The organism is Phycicoccus sp. Root101, from assembly GCF_001426245.1.
Taxonomy (GTDB): Bacteria; Actinomycetota; Actinomycetes; order Actinomycetales; family Dermatophilaceae; genus Pedococcus.
In genome coordinates this window covers 59,855-77,436 of sequence record NZ_LMCM01000008.1, presented here as the reverse complement: position 1 = coordinate 77,436, position 17,582 = coordinate 59,855, and the positions used below count along the sequence as shown (strand labels likewise).

Here is a 17,582-nt window from a genome sequence, read left to right as displayed (position 1 = left end):
GCCATGGTGGGGTCATGACCGACTCGACGACGAGCCCGTCCAACTCCCTGCGCGGCCGGCCACGGGCCGGTCGGGTCGCCACGACGGTGGTGTCGACGGTCCTGCTCGTGGTGGGCGTGGCGGGGTTCGCGTTCTTCGGCTTCCTCGCGTGGTTCGGGTTGTGCGGGGTCTCGGGGTGCTCGGGCGGCGGGTTCGGCCGGTCGACGGACCCCGGGGGCACCCGGCTGATGCTGCTCCTCGCCGGCGCCTGCCTGCTCGTCACCTTGCTCGTGCGAGCAGCGTTGCGGCGCAACGCGCGCAGCGCAGTCCTCGCCCTCGTCACGGCGCTCGTGGGGACGGTCGTGCTCGGTGCGGCGATCGGGTCCGACTGGCACGGCTGCCCGCGGTCGATCTCGCACGCGACCTGCCTGGAGGAGAGCCGCTGAGCTCAGTCCGGACCGGCGGCGACCCGAGGTGAGAGGCCGACCCACGCCAGGTCGGTGAGTGTCGCCACGAACGCCTCCTCGCTCACCGTCGGCCGGTCGAGCCAGCGGTTCGTCGCGAGCTGGACCATGCCGACGATGGCGTAGGCGACGGTCTCCGCGTCGTCGGTCGGCTCGTCCTGGCGTGTGGCGACGAGGATGCCGACGGCACCGGCGATGGCTGCCTCGACACTGCCGACGAAGTCGCCGCCCTCGCCGAGGTCGTTGTGCGCCATGGCGTAGCGGTAGAGGTCGCGCTCCTCGCGCACGAGGGCGACGTACGCCCCGATGGCCGCGCGCAGCAGGTCACGGTCGTCGCCGTGGACCCGGGCGAGCTCGCCGATGATCCGCGGGATGAGGATCTCCGTCGCCACCTGCTCCAGGACCGCCCGGTGCAGGTCGTCCTTGTCTCGGAAGTGGCGGTAGAGCACCGGCTTGGTCACCTTCGCCTGGCGGCACACGTCGTCGAGGCTGATCTGCGGCCCGACCGCCCGGATCGCGGCGATGGCCGCGTCAACGAACTCGCGGCGGCGCTCCTCGCGGTGGGTCCGCCAACGCTCGCGGCGACCGTCGGGGCGGCCCGCGGGCGGTGCGGGCGGACCCTTGACATCTCCGGACTTCACGCTAACCATGGTAACTGTTACTGACGGTTACACCTATGGAGTCACCATGACCACCGTGAACACCGCACCCCCCAGCTCTCGCCAGGACGCCGCCGACCGACTCGCACGCATCCAGCCCCGCCACGACCGCGACACCACCGCCCGGCGCCTGCTCGCCTCGGCCGCCAAGCACTCGTACGACCCGCAGGTCGACATCGACTGGACCGAACCCCTGGAGCAAGGCCTGTACGGCCTCAGCCCCGAGTGGTCCTCGCTCTACGGCACCCCCCTGTGGGACGGCCTCGACGAGGACCGGAGGATCACGCTCACCGAGCACGAGTTCTGCTCCGTCTCGGGCGTGGGGATCTGGTTCGAGATGATCCTCATGCAGATGATCCTGCGCGACGTCTACGACCAGGACCCAGCGACTCCGCACGTGCAGTTCGCCCTCACCGAGATCGCGGACGAGTGCCGCCACTCGATCATGTTCGCCCGGACCGCGGAGAAGTACGGTGCCCCGTCGTACCGCCCCGAGCACCGGTCGCACCAGCTGGGCCGGCTGTTCAAGACGCTCGCGCACGGCCCCGACCTGTTCGCCTCGATCCTCGTCGCCGAGGAGGTGCTCGACATCTTCCAGCGCGAGCTCATCGCCGACGAGCGCGTCCAACCCCTGACCCGTGCGGTCAGCCGGATCCACGTCATCGAGGAGGCCCGGCACATGCGGTTCGCCCGCGAAGAGATCGCGCGGCGTGCTGCCGACATGTCCAGGGCCCAGCGCGGCCAGCAGCGCCTGGTCCTCGGGATCGTCGCGAACGTCATCATCGACAACCTCGTCCACCGGGACGTGTATGCCGCCGCCAACCTCGACCCCGACGCCTCGGTCGCCGCTGCGCGGGCCAACGACCACTACGGCGACAAGCTCCGCGCGAGCGCGGAGAACCTCACGACGCTCCTCGCGGACGCCGGGCTCATCGGAGGGCCGTCCGCGCGGCTGTGGCGGCGCGCCCGGCTGCTGTGAACCGCCACGCACCGCCCGGGTAGGTTCCCTCCGGGCGAGCGGCTGACCGCGGCATACCTTTTGGGTTTTTTGTCCTCGTCCGTTCAGATCATTCTGGTCCGGGACCCCTGCAGGTATGCGGTGTCCGGACCGATGGGCAGACAACGTTGTCACAGTGGCATGAGTCGCACGGGCACCGAACGAGGTTGGAAGGCAGGTCATGGCAGTAGCTCTGGTCGTCGAGAACGACGAGGACATCAGGCACCTGGTGTCCATCTCTGCCTCCAAGGCGGGTCTCGACCCGGTCGCCACGGGCAGCGGTGAGCAGGCGATGTCGCTCATCGGCGACGGGCTGACGCCCGACGTCGTCGTCGTGGACGTGCGGATGCCCGGCCTCAGCGGCCTGGACGTCGTGCGAGCGATGCGCGCCCACCGCCACCTCGAGGGCACCCCCGTCGTCATGCTCACGGCCATGGCCCGCCCCGAGGACCGCCAGGACGGCCTCGACGCCGGTGCGGACGAGTACATCCTGAAGCCGTTCAGCCCGCGGGCCCTCACGACGGTGCTTCGCGACCTCGTCGCCCGCGCCACCCCGACGACCACCTGACGACCCGCGGACCACGACAGCCCGCCTCCGCTCCCCTCGGACGAACGGCCGGGATTCGGGCAATTCGCCACATCTCGGCGGATGGTGTGGCTAGCGTCCGGACCGTGCGCTCACCTCGAAGGTCCCCGGTCCCGCTCCTGGCAGGGGTCGCCCTGCTCGCCGCCGTCGCGGCGATCAGCCCCGGGACGGCCTCCGCTGCCGTCCCCGCCGCCGTCGACACGGCCGCGCCCGTGCTGGTCTACCAGACCCACAACGGGAACGTCGTCAACCTCGCCAACGGCAGCAAGGAGGTCGTGGTGACGGCCCTCGTCACCGACGCCACCGGCGCCAGAACCCCCACGGCCGGCTTCCGAGCGGTGAACGGTGCCGACACCGCCGGTTTCGGACCGATGGTCCTGGTCTCGGGCACGCCCAAGAACGGGAAGTACGAGCGCCGCATCACCGTTCCCAGCACCACCCCCAAGACTTGGTTCGTCGTGGTGGACCCGCTTCAGGACACCTTGGGCAACACGGAGACCGCCTCGCACCAGGACTCGACGACCATGACCGTCTACAACAGCTCGGTCCCGTCGGTCCCGACCGCACCGCCGGGAGTGTGGATCGCCGCCGTCGGCGACGGCATGGTTGCGATCCGGTGCAACGGCGCCCCCTTCAACGGCGGCTCGCCAGTCACCTCGTTCCGCATCACCGCCTCCCCGGGCGGACAGACCATGACCGCCTCGACGTGCTCGTGGCTGTTCAAGGGACTCACCAACGGGGTGACCTACACGTTCACGATCGCGGCCACCAACAGTCGTGGCACCAGCGAGGAGTCCCAGCCCAGCGCACCGGCCACTCCGAAGTTCGCGCTGTCGCGGACGCCCGCCCCCGTCATCAGCGGGGCGGTCGAGGTGGGCTCCACGCTGACCGCCACCCCGGGGAGCTGGCAGCCGGCACCCGTGACGCTGACCTACCGCTGGTACAGGGTCTCGTCCTCCGGGATGGCCAGTCCCCTCAACGGGGCAGTGCGCCCGAAGTACGTCATCACGTCAACAGACCGGGGCTTCAAGCTCTCCGTCACCGTCACCGGCTCCAAGGACGGATATCCCTCTGTCGCCCGGGGATCCGAGGCGACCACTCCGGTCCCGGGCATCCTCTTCGCCACCCCCACCCCGGTCGTGACCGGTGCGCGCAAGGTCGGGTCGACCCTGACGGCGAACCCCGGCACCTGGGAACCCGCTCCCGTGACGCTGGCCTACCGCTGGTACCGCGTGGCCTCGACGGGTAGATCCTCGGCCATCCCCTGGGCGACCCGCGCGACCTACGCCACCGTGGCCAAGGACGCCGGCTACCGGTTGAAGGTGGTCGTCACCGGTTCGAAGCCCGACTACCCGTCGGTCAGCCGCACCTCGGTCACCACCGGCGCCATCGCCCGATAGCCTGTGGCCGCCGGGTGCCCGGGCGAGATCTCCCGCGAGGAGCCGCGTCCTGCCCCACGGGCCTCTAGCTCAATTGGCAGAGCTGCGGACTTTTAATCCGTAGGTTGTGGGTTCGAGCCCCACGGGGCCCACCACGCATTACCGCAGGTCAGACGGCCTCTCATTAGAGAAATGAGACGCCCTATGTGTACCCCCTCTGCTCGGTTGGTGCAGTTAGCGGTGCAATTGAGAGACTCACCGCGCCGTCAAGACAGCTTGGGGAACCGTCCGGTTCAGAGGCTCTCGGCAAGTCGCAGGGAAGATCTGCCACAGTTCCCTGCGACCACCAGCGGCCCGCGCATGGCGTTAGATGGCGTGACCGAGATGACCACCGCCGAGGTTCGTTCGATCGCGGTGCGCATCGAAGCGCGGCTGCAGTCGATCGCCGAACACGAGGCGGCCATCCGCAGGGATCTGGAGGCCCTGGCGTCGCTATCCTCACCCGCGGCTGACGACCATCTATTGGACGTTTCCGCAGCCGCGCAATGGCTCGGCGTGTCCAGGGCAACCATGTTCCGGCTGCTGCGCTCGGACAACCAGCTCCGCCATGTCAAAGTCGGCAAACGCACCTTGTTCCGCCCCGATGACCTGCGCAGCTACGCGGCGCGTCAGGTCGCCTCATGAGCCGGACCCGGTCCGCCAATGGCCGGTCCTCGATCTACCGGGACTCCACTGGGGCCTGGCACGGATGGGTCACCATGGGCCGCGACGAGAACGGCAAGCCGGTGCGCAGGCACGTGCGCGGTCGTACCAGAGGCGCCGTGACCGAGCGCGTGACGGCCTTGGAGAACGAGCGTGCACACAATTCTGGGCTCGCGGCATCCAATGGTCGGCAAACCTTCGGGGACTGGCTCGACGAATGGCTCGTGCACATCAAGCGAAGCCGCAAACCCAAGACGTTCACCACATACGAGGCCCTCATCCGCACCCACTGTCAGCAATTGAGAAACGTCAAGCTGCACGAGGTCACCGTGCGCCAGATCGATGACCTGCTCGACCGTGTCGCGATCACCGTTAGTCCCACCACGGCCGGCAACCTGCATCGCACCCTGCGCGCCGCCTTCGCCATCGCCGTACGCCGCGGACTCGTCTCCACAAACCCGTGTCGGTATGCCACCGTCCCGCGCGTATTGCACACCGAGGTCCAGCCACTCACCATTCAGGAGGTGCACCGCTTGCTGGCAGTCGCGACCGACGATCGCAATGCAGCCCGGTGGTCGGTCGCGCTCGCGCTGGGGCTGCGCCAAGGCGAGGCCCTAGCACTTAAGTGGGAGGACATAGACCTCGAGACCGGCACTCTCGCCGTCCGCCGCCAGCTTCAGCGGCAGCCGTGGGAACACGGTTGCAAGGCGGTCGAGCCTCAACATAGGCCCGCGCTGTGCCCGTGCCGCCACTCTGGAGGCCTGCGGTTCGACGACACCAAGACCGGGGCCGGACGCCGGGTTCTGGCTATCCCTTTACAGATGGTCCCCCAACTGGTGAGCCACCGCCGCGCGCAGGCTGCGGAGCGCCTCCACGCTGGGTCCGCGTGGCAAGACTTCGACCTCGTCTTTCCCCGACCCGACGGCTCTCCTACCGACCCGCGCAGCGACCACCGGGCCTGGAAGACACACCTCGCGCGTGCTGGCATCCGAGACGCCCGACTGCACGACGCCCGCCATACCGCCGCAACCATTCTTCTCGCGCAAGGCATCGACGGCCGCGTCGTCATGAGCCTCATGGGCTGGAGCCAAGCCGTGCTCCTCACCCGCTACCAACACGTCATTGACAGCATGCGGATCGAGGCCGCCGCCAAGCTCGGCAACGCGATCTGGGGAGAGTCTGGGGGCTGAACGCTGGCATGCCCAACCCCGCTCTGAATGGCGAAATCCGCCGTCCTGAGCGCCCGGAGGGTTGGTCGCTAGCCTTCTGATAGGCAGCGATTCGCAGACGCCGGCTGGACCTGACTCGACACGACTCACAGAGGATCTCCGTGGCGTATCGTCGCAGGTCACGGCGCTGGCGGCGCCTTCACTCGTCCAAAGCCGAGTGTTGTCGGATTGCTACTCAGTTCGTTTAGAGTCCGGCTTCTTGGGCCCACTTCTGGGCCTGCTTCCTCATTCTGCCTGGTCGAGCTCGTGACGGGAGTTGCGCAGCGCAAGGGCGCCACGCCCGGGCAGATCGCCCTGGCCTGGCTGCTCGCGCAGAAGCCGTGGATCGTGCCCATCCCTGGCACCCGGCGACTCGAGCGGCTTGAGGAGAACCTCGCAGCGGCTCAGGTCGAGCTGACGGCCGAGGACCTTGCAGAGCTCGACGAAGGGTCGTCCACGCTGGAGATCCGGGGCGAGCGCTAAACCGAGGCCATGCAACGGATGATCGACCGCTGACCGCATCCACCACTTTCGTTGAATGGTGGCCCAGTCCTTGCCCAGCGACGGAGAAGCAAGGCTAGGCGAAATGGTTGCCCATGCAGAAGTGGCCCTCACAGTTAGTGTGAGGGCCGCTCCATGGTGCTACTAGAAGTAGCGGGGGTCGAATCTGAACGGGGATTGCAGGCTGAGCTCGGCGGCACACCGGTCAGTCGCCGAGGGTGAGCTGAGCGCGGTGATGTGCGTAATGCAGCCCGGGTACCCGTACGCGTCCGCCAACGTCATGAACGGCTCGAAGTACGGTCCCAACTGGTCGGGAACGGCATCCCCTTCCCCGGCCGCCGTTCTGGCTCCCGCTCCAGGGTGGCGACCAGGTGGTCGATGGTGTGATCGCACAACCGGCCCATCCGAGCATGGTTGAACAAGAGTGCTCCACCGACCGAGCCTGCGTAGTTCACCCTGGAACGGGCCTGGGCCGAAGTCCAATGCCCGGGCGAAGCTGCGACCGACCCACGGCGGCAGCCCCGACACCAGGCGCACCAGCGGCAGGAGCCGCCGCACGACCAGGAACCCGAACACCATGTGGAACAGCAACTGCTCGTTGCTCCACCTCGTGCCGTTGGTCCGCGCCCGCAGCCTGGTCGGGGTCGCTGTGGCCAGAAGGTGGTGCAGGTCGTCCCGGCACGCTGACAGGTCGGCGACGACGGAGACCCGGTCCACGACCCCGCCGACGCCCTCCCCCGCAGTCACCAGGCGCCCCGCCTCATCAGGGTAGGTGCCGGTCCAGGCGCCGCAGCAACGACCCGACCACGGGCCAGTCTTGGGCTCCGGCGCTCATAACTTGCCCACGCACCGCAGCGACAGCGCGGCGTGCCGTCGCGCCCGGCGTGCGGCGGCCGGCCTCGGACGCGGAGCGGGCGCGCCGGTGCAGCCAGTGCGCGCAGCCGGCGCACAGCCCGACCTCGGGGTGGGTTCCGAGCCTGCTCAGGTCTTGCTCGTCGAAGGTGTTCCCGCAGCACCAGCACGACGGGCGGTGTGCTTGCTCGTCCTGTAGTGCTGCCTGCGCTGCCATGACCCCATCGTCCCCCCGAAGCGCGCCGGTGACCAGAGTCGCCCCGGACCCGTCTGGGGCGGGTCCCAGGCGTCTTGGTCTGCTGGCCGTGCAGGTGTCAGAGCTGCAGGTATCAGAGCAGAGAGCCGAGGTCTGATCCGACGGTCGGGTAGGCGGCGGTCATCGACTTCAGCTGGCGGGTGGTCAGTCCGAGCTTCATGGCGAGGCTGAGAACGTTGACGAGCTCGCCGTAGCCGGGGCCGAGCAGGTGCGCCCCAACGATGCGGTCGTTGGTCCGGTCGATGAGGATTTTCGTGGCTGCGGTGGTCTCCCCGATGCGGTAGTTGGAGTACCAGCCGCTGGTGTCGTGGTGGCGGACGTCGACGTCAAGGCCGCGGTCGCGGGCGTCCTGTTCGAGCATCCCGACCCGGGTCAGTTCGGGAATGGTAAAGACCACGGTGGGGACGCCGGTGTAGTCGGGGACGGTCGTGGTCCCTTTGAGCAGGTTGGAGTCGGCGACCTTGCCTTCGAATACGGCGACCGGGGTCAGCGGCATCCCGGGCGTGTTTGCCGAGTCCCCGGCGGCGTACACGGCCGGGTTGCTGGTGCTTTGCAGGTGCGGTGCCACCTGGACACCGTTCTCGTCCCAGTCGACGCCGGCGGCGTCCAGGTCGAGGCCGGCCAGGTCCGGGATGCGGCCCGCGCCGTGCACGACGAGGTCGAACTCGGCCACGTCAGGTTGACCGTCCCGTTCCACACTGACCCGGTACGCGGAGCCCGACGGTTCGACCGCGGTGACGGTGGTGTCCCGCCACAGGTCGATGCCGGCGGCGGTGCCACGGGTGACGAGGAGCTCGACGAGGTCGGGGTCGAACGCCTTCAGCGGCCGCGACCCCTGGTCCAGGATGACGGGGCTGCTGCCTGCGCGTGCCGCTATGTGCGCGAACTCGAAGGAGATGAACCCGCCACCGACGAACAAGATCCGTTCCGGCAGCTCGGGCAGGTCCATGAACCCGGTGCTGTCGACCAGGTGCTCGTGGCCGGCGAAGGTCAGCGGCTGGGGCCGGGCGCCGGTGACGACCAGGAAGTGCGCCGCCTCGTAGGAGCTGCCGTCGACGGCGATGGTGGTGGGGCCGTTGAACCGGGCGCGCCCGTGCAGGGTGTCGACGCCATTGCCGACCAGGGTGCCTTCGATACTTCCCGGGGTAGGGTCGGTGAACCCGCGCTTGTGCTTGATGAGATCGGTCCAGTTGATGGCCAGGCCGGCCTCGTCGATGCCTTTGCCGCGCATCAGTGCCGCGCTGTCGACAATCTCGGCACCTCGCCGCAGGATCTTCTTGGGGTCGCAGCCGCGCAGCGCGCACGTGCCGCCGTACGGCAACGCGTCAACGATGGCGACCTTCCACCCGGCCGAGGCGCACTTGTTCGCCGCGGCCACCCCGGCCATGCCGGCCCCGACCACGATCAGGTCGTAGCGGCCCGGCATCACGCCCCGGCTCCGAGCTTGGCCTTCAGTTGGTCCATGGTGGGTGCGCCGGCCAGGCCGTCTGGTGTGCGGAAGACCCGGCACGACAACCCCACCCCGGCGCCTGGTTCGGCGAACACGTCGACGCCGTCGACCAGAATGCTCGGCGACCCGTGGAACCCGACCCTTTCGGCTTCCTCGACCGTTTCCACACGGTGCAGCGTCAGCACCATGTCGGGGCGCTGCGCCGCGATGGCGGCTAGCCGCTCATGGGCCAGCGTCCAGTTCGGGCAGTCATCGAAGTACAGCAAGGAGACGTCCATGCCTGCGACCGTAGACGTTGTACCGTGGTAGAAGGTCAAGAGGAGCGGGGTGAGCAGACGTGTTGATCGGTGAGCTTGCCGACGCCGCTGGGGTGAGCGCCCAGACCGTCCGACTGTACGAGCGCAAAGGGTTGTTGCCAGACGCTGACCGCGGCGCCAACGGGTACCGCGTCTACGACGACTCGATGCTGGTCCGTTTGCGCTTCATCCGCGTAGCTCAGGAGGCCGGGCTCACCCTGGCCGAGATCCGCAGCATCATCGAGATTCGCGACGACGGGACCGCTCCCTGCGCGCACGTCGGAAGCCTCATCGACACCAAGCTCACCGACGTCCGGGCCCGTATCCGCCACCTCGCTGCTCTGCAAGCCGAGCTCGAAAGGCTCCTCGGGCGCAGCCAGGCCCTCGACCCCGCAGACTGCGCCGACGACGACATCTGCCACATCCTCGCCACCGCGAAGTAGTCGTCAGACCCCCGCTGTGTACGGCCTGCGCGCAGCCGCACGTGGCAACCCTCCAGCAAGACATCGAGGGGGGCGCGCGCCGGTGCTAGGTCAGTCGTACGCCCCGCACTTCCAGGCGTGCCTTCAACGCCGCGAGCTTGGCCAGCGTTTTCTTCGCGGCTTGGTGGCGCACCATGATGGACGAGAACATTGCCGCCGCCGCGGCCTTCGAAGTCGACGGTGGTGGTCACCCGTGAGCGGGCATCATCGAGAAGCTCGACGATGAGGTCCACCAGACGCGGATGGGTCCGTGGAGGGCCTGCACCCAACCACCGCCGCAGCGGTAGCTCCGGGTGTCGTTGGAGTCGTAGGGACAGACGGCGCCGCCGATGCGGCGCGACGTCAGGCACCGGTGCCAGTCTCCAACCTTGCGGACGCCACTCGTGGTGATACGTCCGTCGACGACTCCGCTCCACCACTGGCTGAAGCGGGTGGCTTTGGCCGCGTACGCCAACAGGTTCGCTGTGTGGCGGCGTAGGTGCGGACGGTGACCGGTGGCATCAGGACGGCCGGTTGGCGGTGGCGTAGGCGAACACGTCCACAGCGGCGCGGTTGACGTCCATGCTCACGGCGACCGGTGCCATCAGGACGCCCCGTTGGTGATGGCGGCATACCGGTCCAGATACAGCTGCCAGCCCTGGTCGCCGTCGATGCCTTCATGGACCGCTTCCCAGCCGGGCCCGTGCCGGTCGATGTGGCGGTGCTCGAGCACGACACGTGTCTGACCACCGCTCAACGGCGTGAACTGGACATCGACCTCACTGGCCTTCGCCGGGTCGGTCTCGACCTGCTAGGTCGGCCCGATGTCCCAGCTGAACACGACCCGGCTCGGCTGGTCGTAGGTGAGGATTCGTTCCCACCGGCACTCGACCCGTCCGTGCCGCGGTCGATGATGTGACCTCCGACCCACGGCTCGAACACGGTCGTCGCGATGGGCACTGCCAGCAGGTTGTGCTCGGGCGGCTTGAAGTCGCCGAACCCGTCGGTGAACAGGGCGAACGCCCGCTCAACCGGGACGTCCACCACCACTTTCTTGCGCACCACGGGCGCAGCGCTCGGGGTCATGACTGCTCCCTCGGTGTCGGTTCGTTGGTGTTCCGCGCGCACCCGGTCAGGGCCCGATTCGAGAACGTGTCGAGCTGGTCGCGCATCGCGGCCACACCCTCGGGGTTGAGCCGGTTGATGCGGCGAGTGCCTTCGGCCTGCTCGGTGACCAGGCGGGCGGCCTTGAGGACCTTCAGGTGCTAGGAGACCGCGGGCCGGCTCACGGGCAGGGCATCGGCCAGCTCACCCACGGCGCGGGTCCGTCCGGCCAGGCACTCGAAGATGGCGCGTCGCGTGGGGTCCCCGAGGGCGCTGAGCCCATCCACCTGTTGGCCAGCCACCACGAACGGTCAGTTAGCACTTACCGAACGCTTTGCCCACCCTCAACTGTCGCCGGGTAGGCGTGGACGACTGCTCGTCGTAGACGAGGAACGGCGGCGACCATCCGTTGCTGTGCCTCGTGCGCCAGGTCGTGCGCGGCCGCTGCGCTCACGTCCGCGTCCACGTCGAGGGTGACATCTGCCAAGAGCTCGTGCCCGACCCACCGCATCCGCAGGTCACGCACTCCGGTGACGTGCGGCATGGAAACCAGAGCGTCCTCTGCGGCCTCGACCTTGTCCGGTTCGACGCCGTCCATCAGGCGTCGGAACACCTCGCGCGCCGCCGTGCGAAGCACCATGACGATGGCGACGGTGATGAGCAGACCCACCACCGGGTCCGCCCAGCTCCAGCCGACAGCAACACCTCCCGCACCGACCAGGACCGCCAATGAGGTCAGGCCGTCGGTGCGGGCGTGGTGGCCGTCTGCGACAAGGGCGGCGGAGCCGATGGCGTTACCTTCGCGGATCCGGTAGATGGCCACGGCTTCGTTGCCGAGGAAGCCCAAGAACCCGGCGACAGCGACCCAGCCGAGGTTGTGCACCGGTGCCGGGTCCAGGAGCCGGCGGATGGCCTCCCATCCGGCCAGGACTGCGGACGCGGCGATCATGAGGATGACGAACAGGCCGGCAAGGTCTTCGGCGCGGCCGAACCCGTAGGTGTACCTGCGCGTCGGTGGGCGCCGGCCGAGCCAGAACGCCACCCACAGGGGGATGGCGGTGAACGCGTCGGAGAAGTTGTGGATGGTGTCGGCAAGTAGCGCGACCGACCCTGACGCGAGAAAGACCAGCAGTTGGAGAACAGCCGTCAAGGCCAGCCCGACAAGGCTGACCTTCACCGCGCGAATGCCGCGGGCGCTGGACTCCAACGCGTCGTCGACGGAGTCCGCCGCATCGTGGGAGTGCGGGGTGAACGCGTGGCGAACCCGGTCAAGCCACCCGTGCTCGTGGTGCTCGTGCTTGTGGCCGTCGTGGTCGTGGTCGTGGTCGCCCTGGTCGTGCTCATGGCCGCGACCGTGCAGGCCGTCCATCTCGTGTGGCTGGTGGGGCTGGTTCGCCTGCTCGGAGCGCATGCATCCATCATACCTGCATACCTGTGAAGGTATGCAGGCGGTAGGGTTTGCAGTGTGCACGACGACCTCCCCGCCCTGTCCATGCCGCATGACGACCAGGCCCAGCTCGCCGCGGAGACCTTCCGGATGCTGGCCGACCCGACGCGGATCAAGCTGCTGTGGGCACTGATGCAAGGCGAGTCATCAGTGACCTGCCTCGCCGAGCTTGCCGGGGTCACGCCGACCTCGGTGAGTCAGCACCTGGCCAAGCTGCGACTGGCTGGCTTGGTGCGGGGACGCCGGGAAGGAACGTTCATCTACTACACGACCGCCAACACCCATGTGCACGCCTTGTTGGCTGAGGCGCTGTCCCATGCGGAGCACGCCGATTCCGACCTCGGCTCGGAGGGCACGCACCGGCATGCCCTTGGTGCTGGCACCTCGGCCCCTTCTGACGCTGACCCATCACCCCGCTGAGGAACCCTGACCGGGCGAGCTCACGTCACGTACCCTGCGAGGCGGACCCTGACGTTCAGCTCCCCGAGAGCAGCCCATTCATCGTGGTGATTTCCTTCGTCTGACCGTCGACGATGCTCTGAGCAAGGACGCGCACTCGCGGGTCTTTCGTGGTGGTCAGGACGTCCTTGGCCATGGTGAGAGCCCCTTGGTGGTGGGCGATCATCATCGTCAGCCACATCCGGTCGAACTGGGCGCCGGACGCCTGGCTCAGCTTGGTCATGTCGACCTGGCTCATCATGCCGTCACTTCCGTGGTCCATGCCGGCCATACCGTTCATGTCCGCGGAGCCGGTGGGTGCACCCCACGTGCCCAGCCATCCGTCCATGGTGGCGATCTCGGGGTCCTGAGCGGCCTTGATCTTGGTGGCGAGAGCCTTGACGTCGGCCGAGGAGGCCCGGGTCAGGGCCAGGTTCGCCATCTCGACGGCTTGCTGGTGGTGCGGCACCATCGACTGGGCGAACATCACGTCGGCAGGGTCGACCTTGGCCGCGGACGTTGCACTCGAGCTCGCACTCCCCATCCCGGTCATGCCGTTGTGGTCAGTGTTGGTTCCGCCGCAGGCGCTGAGGGCGACGGTGCCCGCCAGGACAGCGGTGACGGACAGGGCACGAGCAGTGGTGCGCACGGCGTGAACTCCTTGCGTTGGGGGCAGGACGCGGGTGCCGAGCCGTAAGGGGGGACTCGCAGGCCCGGCACCCTCACGCACCACTGTCCGGTTCGTCCCCTGAGGGTCTGGTCGGTATCCGATGAAGGTTCGATGAAGAACCAATAGGACCAGGTCCGCGGCGTCCTCCCCGTGTGGTCGGGCCACTCGACCTCCGGCTACCGTTGTCCGGGTGGGGGCGTCAGGTCCGGTACGAAAGCGTCGTCATCATCCCGGCCTCACCGTGGTAGGCGTTGTGGCAGTGCGTCATCCACTGGCCCGGGTTCGTTGCGTCGAGATCAACCGTGACCGTACGCATCGGGGACACGATGACCGTGTCCTTGCGCACCCCGGGCCGACCGTTGCCGTCCACGACGGCGAAGGTGTGGCCGTGCACGTGCACCGGGTGGAACATCATCGTCGCGTTCTTCAGCCGCAACCTCACTCGTTCCCCCTGGCGCACGTCCAGTGGCCGTTGCCGATCGAAGGTGCGCCCGTTGACGGTCCACTCGTACCCGCTCATCGACCCGCCCAGGACGACGTCGTGAGTCCGGTCCACACGGCGGACAGGCATGGCCGCAGGCTCCGCTGGTGTCAGGTCGGCGACGGTCAGGACCCGCCCATCGAGCTCTTCCGGACGCACCTGCGGGGTCGGCACGGGCCCGGTGGACGTGCGCACCACAGCCATCCCCTGGCCTTGCTTGCCCTCGGCCGACGCCACCAGCGGGAACGCACCGTCGCCCAGGGGCAGCAGCAGGTCGACGCGTTCACCCATGCCGAGCAGGACCGCGTCGCCGGTCATGGGCACCACGGGGAACCCGTCGGCGTGGGTAAGGCTCAGCTGGTGCCCGCCGACCGCGACGCGGAACGCGGTGTCCGAGGCTGCGTTCACCAGGCGTACCCGGACCCTCTCCCCGGGACGACCGGTCAGTGTCACCGGCGCCGATGGCACGCGGCCATTGACCAGGTAGTGCGGGTAGGCGACATCGCCGGCGCCACCCAGCAACGGTGACGTCATCGACTCACCACCCATGCCACCTCCACCCATGCCCATGCCCATGCCGCCCATGCCGGACCCGGTGGCGGCCCTGAGCGAGGCCAGGACCTGGTCGGGGGTGCGGCCGGTGCCGTCGACCCAGTCGTCCACGACCACGACCCACTCGTGGTCGTACGCGCCGAGTTCGGCCGGGTCGTCCACCACCAGAACGCCGTAGAGGCCCCTGTCGAGCTGGACGCCGACATGTGGGTGGAAGAAGTACGTGCCCGGGTCAGGGACGGTGAAGTCGTACCGGAACGAGGTGTTCGGGGCGACCGGGGCCTGCGTCATGTCGGGGACGCCGTCCATGTCGTTTCGCAGCGCAATCCCGTGCCAGTGCACCGTCGTGGGCGCCGGAAGGCCGTTGCTCAGGTCGACGACGACGCGGTCACCTGCTCGGGCACGGATCGCGGGTCCCGGCACCGACCCGAACGACCACGTGTCGACCACAGGTCCGCCCAGGTCGACCCGTCCCGGCGCCGCAACCAGTCGGGAGGTCACAGTCCGACCGGTGTGCCGACGGGCACGGTCGACTGCCCCCACCACGGGGGAGCTCGGGCGGACGAGCCGCGACGTCGGGGACCCGCACGCCGCAAGGACTCCCAACCCGGCCAGCCCGGCGCCCCCCGCCAGTACTGCCCGTCGCGCCAAGGACACGGACGGCGGGTCGGTGTACGCGGGGTCGACCCGGTGTCGCGTGCTCGATCGGCTCATGCCCTGCTCATCAGGGCGGCAAGCCGGGACCGGTACTCGGTCTCGTCGATGTCACCTGCGGCGAACCGCTGCTCGAGCAGGGCTCGCGCCGCCGGGGATACCTCGTGCCCGACCGGGGGCGCCGAACCGTTGTCGGTCCTGGCGACCATCGTGCGGTCACGTGCACCCCATGGCCAGCGCATCACAGCCACGATGGCCACAGCCACCAGGACCCATAGCCCGACCATCATCACCGACATGACCACCCAGCTGCCCCAGCCGGTGTCGTAGCCACCCATCATCAGGACCACCCTCTTCATCTTCTTCTCGTTGTGTCCTCCCAGCGTGCGACGGCCCCACTGCACCCCCGGTCGCGCAACGATGAAGGTTCGCTGAAGAAGCACCCGGTATGGCTCTTGGCACCTCGGCCGCACGCGATGGCCTGCGACGATGTCGCCATGAGCACCCCCGACGCCGCCCAACAAGCCAGCCAAGTGCGCGGGCTGCGCGCGCTGGTCGTCGAGGACGACACCCCGATGGCTGACGTCATCGCCAGCTACCTGGACCGCGACGGGTTCGAGGTCCGCACCTGCGGCAACGGCCTCGACGCGGTCGACGTCGCCCGCGAGCTCGACCCTGATGTCGTCGTCCTCGACCTCGGTCTACCGGGCCAGGACGGGCTCGAGGTGTGCCGGCAGCTGCGCACCTTCTCCGACGCGTACGTCGTCATGCTCACCGCCCGCACCGACGAGGTCGACACCCTCGTCGGCCTGTCCGTCGGGGCCGACGACTACATGACCAAACCGTTCAGCCCCCGAGAGCTCGTCGCGAGGTTGCGCGCCATGCTGCGCCGCCCCCGGCCCATCGGTGGGCACGGGACCGCGCAGCCCCAGCTGCGCACCTTCGGCGATTTGTCCATCGACCCGCTGGGTCGCGACGTTTGGATTGGTACCGAGCCGGTCCCCTTGACCCGCACCGAGTTCGACCTCCTCGCGGCCCTGTCAGCCAGGCCGCAGATGGCGTTCAGCCGACGACAGCTCATCGAGGACGTGTGGGGGTCGGGTTGGGTCGGTGACGAGCACCTCGTCGACGTCCACGTGCTCCACCTGCGTCGCAAGCTCGGTGACGACGCCACCACGTCCCGGTTCATCCGCACCGTTCGCGGCATCGGGTACCGGATGGGGACCGGCGCATGACCACCTCGGCGCAGCCGACGCCCCCGCCGTCGCCCGAACCAGCGCGCTCAACGCCGTCGTCAGGAACGCCGGCACCTTCGTCGTCAGGGCGGGAACGGCGGCGTCCCGCGGGGCTGTCGACGCGCCTGCTGCTCGCCCAGGGGCTGCTCCTGGTCGCCGGGGCAGGCACCGCATGGCTCGTCGCCATCGCCATCGGCCCCGGCATTTTCCACCAGCACATGATCGAGGCCGGCGGCACCCACACCCCGGCCGAGCTCGACCACATCGAGCGCGGTTTCCGTGACTCGCTCGTCGTGGCGCTGTCCACCGGCCTGGTCGCTGCCGTCCTCATCGCCCTAGTCGTCACGTGGTGGTTCAGCCGACGGCTGCGCACCTCCACCGCTGCCGTCGCCGCGTCCACCACCCGCATCAGCCACGGCCACTACGACACTCGCGTGCCGACCGTCGGCCTCGGTCAGGAGTTCGACCACCTCGCCGACACCGTGAACGAGCTCGCTACCCGCCTCGGGCACGTCGAACAGACCCGCACCCGGCTGCTGGCCGACCTCGCCCACGAGATGCGCACCCCGCTGGCCAGCATCGACGCCCACCTCGAGGCCATCGAGGACGGGGTCCGCACCACCGACGCAGCCACCATGGCAGTCCTGCGCGGCAACAGCCGGCGCCTGCACCGCCTGGCCAACGACATCACCACCGTCAGCCGCGCCGAGGAAGGACGCCTGGACCTGCGACCGACGCCCACGGCAGCGGCCGACCTCCTGCGCGGCGCCGCCTCTGCTGCCTCGGACGCCTACTGCACCGCTGGTGTCACTCTGCGGACCGAGGTCAACACCCCGGCCACCATCGACGTCGACCCCGACCGGATCAGCCAGGTCCTGACGAACCTGCTCGACAACGCCCTGCACCACACAAGGGCCCCAGGAGCAGTCACCCTCACCGCCCGCCGCGGTCAGGACCACACGGTCGAGCTCGTCGTCACCGACACAGGCAGCGGCATCAGCGAAGCCGACCTGCCGCACATCTTCGAACGGTTCTACCGTGCCGACCCGTCCCGCCAGCACCGCGGCGGAAGCGGCATCGGACTGACCATCAGCCGCGCCATCATCGACGCCCACGGCGGCACCCTCGTCGCCACCAGCAACGGACCCGGACGCGGCGCCACCTTCACCGCCACCCTCCCCGAATCCGGACACCACCACCCCTGACCCGCC

20 protein-coding genes and 1 tRNA gene are annotated in these 17,582 nt (G+C 68.8%); 12 read left to right on the top strand and 9 right to left on the bottom strand.

Features of this window, described 5'->3' with window-relative positions; all coding sequences use genetic code 11:
- The first annotated feature begins 14 nt into the window (after window positions 1–14).
- A complete protein-coding gene (locus ASC58_RS13155) occupies window positions 15–425 on the top strand; it encodes a hypothetical protein (protein ID WP_056919633.1) in 411 nt (136 codons plus the stop codon).
- Window positions 426–427: 2 nt separating this feature from the next.
- Here ASC58_RS13155 and ASC58_RS13150 read toward each other — a convergent pair whose 3' ends face one another.
- A complete protein-coding gene (locus tag ASC58_RS13150) occupies window positions 428–1,084 on the bottom strand; it encodes a TetR/AcrR family transcriptional regulator (protein ID WP_056919632.1) in 657 nt (218 codons plus the stop codon).
- A 55-nt stretch (window positions 1,085–1,139) separates the two neighbouring features.
- On the opposite strand from ASC58_RS13150, the gene ASC58_RS13145 reads away from it, so the two are divergent.
- The 7 genes from ASC58_RS13145 to ASC58_RS21675 all read left to right on the top strand — a co-directional run bounded on the left by ASC58_RS13145 (window position 1,140) and on the right by ASC58_RS21675 (window position 6,457).
- On the top strand, window positions 1,140–2,081 hold the full coding sequence (locus ASC58_RS13145; RefSeq protein WP_235529225.1) for a diiron oxygenase: 942 nt from the start codon (window positions 1,140–1,142) through the stop codon (window positions 2,079–2,081).
- Window positions 2,082–2,280: 199 nt separating this feature from the next.
- On the top strand, window positions 2,281–2,667 hold the full coding sequence (locus ASC58_RS13140) for a response regulator transcription factor (RefSeq protein WP_056919631.1): 387 nt from the start codon (window positions 2,281–2,283) through the stop codon (window positions 2,665–2,667).
- 104 nt (window positions 2,668–2,771) lie between these two features.
- Window positions 2,772–4,085: a hypothetical protein gene (locus ASC58_RS13135; RefSeq protein WP_056919630.1), complete on the top strand. Its 1,314-nt coding sequence runs from the start codon at window positions 2,772–2,774 to the stop codon at window positions 4,083–4,085.
- Between the two features lie 58 nt (window positions 4,086–4,143).
- Window positions 4,144–4,219 (top strand) — tRNA-Lys (locus ASC58_RS13130).
- 229 nt (window positions 4,220–4,448) lie between these two features.
- Window positions 4,449–4,748, top strand: coding sequence for a helix-turn-helix domain-containing protein (locus ASC58_RS21275; protein ID WP_235529255.1), 300 nt, complete (start codon window positions 4,449–4,451; stop codon window positions 4,746–4,748).
- 74 nt (window positions 4,749–4,822) lie between these two features.
- Window positions 4,823–5,956 (top strand): site-specific integrase, encoded by a 1,134-nt coding sequence (locus ASC58_RS13120; protein ID WP_162246855.1) that lies wholly within the window; start codon window positions 4,823–4,825, stop codon window positions 5,954–5,956.
- 285 nt (window positions 5,957–6,241) lie between these two features.
- Window positions 6,242–6,457, top strand: a complete 216-nt coding sequence (locus tag ASC58_RS21675; protein WP_056919627.1) for an aldo/keto reductase — start codon at window positions 6,242–6,244, stop codon at window positions 6,455–6,457.
- A 1,199-nt stretch (window positions 6,458–7,656) separates the two neighbouring features.
- Here ASC58_RS21675 and ASC58_RS13105 read toward each other — a convergent pair.
- Window positions 7,657–9,009, bottom strand: a complete 1,353-nt coding sequence (locus ASC58_RS13105; protein WP_056919626.1) for an NAD(P)/FAD-dependent oxidoreductase — start codon at window positions 9,007–9,009, stop codon at window positions 7,657–7,659.
- A complete protein-coding gene (locus ASC58_RS13100; RefSeq protein WP_056919625.1) occupies window positions 9,009–9,311 on the bottom strand; it encodes a hypothetical protein in 303 nt (100 codons plus the stop codon). Before ASC58_RS13100 ends, ASC58_RS13105 begins: the two co-directional genes overlap by 1 nt.
- Window positions 9,312–9,370: 59 nt before the next feature.
- Between ASC58_RS13100 and ASC58_RS13095 the strand changes: the two genes are divergently transcribed.
- Window positions 9,371–9,772, top strand: a complete 402-nt coding sequence (locus ASC58_RS13095) for a heavy metal-responsive transcriptional regulator (protein ID WP_056919624.1) — start codon at window positions 9,371–9,373, stop codon at window positions 9,770–9,772.
- Between the two features lie 622 nt (window positions 9,773–10,394).
- Here the strand turns inward: ASC58_RS13095 and ASC58_RS21810 are convergent.
- From ASC58_RS21810 to ASC58_RS13075, 3 genes are all read right to left on the bottom strand, one after another.
- Window positions 10,395–10,523, bottom strand: coding sequence for a hypothetical protein (locus tag ASC58_RS21810; RefSeq protein WP_255353302.1), 129 nt, complete (start codon window positions 10,521–10,523; stop codon window positions 10,395–10,397).
- 532 nt (window positions 10,524–11,055) lie between these two features.
- Window positions 11,056–11,181 (bottom strand): helix-turn-helix transcriptional regulator, encoded by a 126-nt coding sequence (locus tag ASC58_RS21670; RefSeq protein WP_235529254.1) that lies wholly within the window; start codon window positions 11,179–11,181, stop codon window positions 11,056–11,058.
- Window positions 11,182–11,216: 35 nt separating this feature from the next.
- Complete coding sequence (locus tag ASC58_RS13075) at window positions 11,217–12,305, bottom strand: cation diffusion facilitator family transporter (RefSeq protein WP_369796235.1); 1,089 nt, start codon at window positions 12,303–12,305, stop codon at window positions 11,217–11,219.
- Window positions 12,306–12,359: 54 nt separating this feature from the next.
- Here ASC58_RS13075 and ASC58_RS13070 point away from each other — a divergent pair, with 54 nt between their 5' ends.
- Complete coding sequence (locus ASC58_RS13070; RefSeq protein WP_056919622.1) at window positions 12,360–12,761, top strand: metalloregulator ArsR/SmtB family transcription factor; 402 nt, start codon at window positions 12,360–12,362, stop codon at window positions 12,759–12,761.
- Between the two features lie 55 nt (window positions 12,762–12,816).
- Here ASC58_RS13070 and ASC58_RS13065 read toward each other — a convergent pair whose 3' ends face one another.
- From ASC58_RS13065 to ASC58_RS13055, 3 genes are all read right to left on the bottom strand, one after another.
- Complete coding sequence (locus ASC58_RS13065) at window positions 12,817–13,428, bottom strand: DUF305 domain-containing protein (RefSeq protein WP_056919621.1); 612 nt, start codon at window positions 13,426–13,428, stop codon at window positions 12,817–12,819.
- A 220-nt stretch (window positions 13,429–13,648) separates the two neighbouring features.
- Window positions 13,649–15,196: a multicopper oxidase family protein gene (locus tag ASC58_RS13060; RefSeq protein ID WP_056919620.1), complete on the bottom strand. Its 1,548-nt coding sequence runs from the start codon at window positions 15,194–15,196 to the stop codon at window positions 13,649–13,651.
- On the bottom strand, window positions 15,193–15,495 hold the full coding sequence (locus tag ASC58_RS13055; protein ID WP_056919619.1) for a hypothetical protein: 303 nt from the start codon (window positions 15,493–15,495) through the stop codon (window positions 15,193–15,195). The genes ASC58_RS13060 and ASC58_RS13055 overlap by 4 nt, the downstream gene beginning before the upstream one ends.
- Before the next feature lie 138 nt (window positions 15,496–15,633).
- Between ASC58_RS13055 and ASC58_RS13050 the strand changes: the two genes are divergently transcribed.
- Window positions 15,634–16,371, top strand: a complete 738-nt coding sequence (locus ASC58_RS13050) for a response regulator transcription factor (protein ID WP_056914702.1) — start codon at window positions 15,634–15,636, stop codon at window positions 16,369–16,371.
- Entirely contained in the window at window positions 16,368–17,576 is a 1,209-nt protein-coding gene (locus ASC58_RS13045) for a cell wall metabolism sensor histidine kinase WalK (protein ID WP_082553276.1), read from the top strand. The genes ASC58_RS13050 and ASC58_RS13045 overlap by 4 nt, the downstream gene beginning before the upstream one ends.
- The last annotated feature ends 6 nt before the right edge of the window (window positions 17,577–17,582 follow it).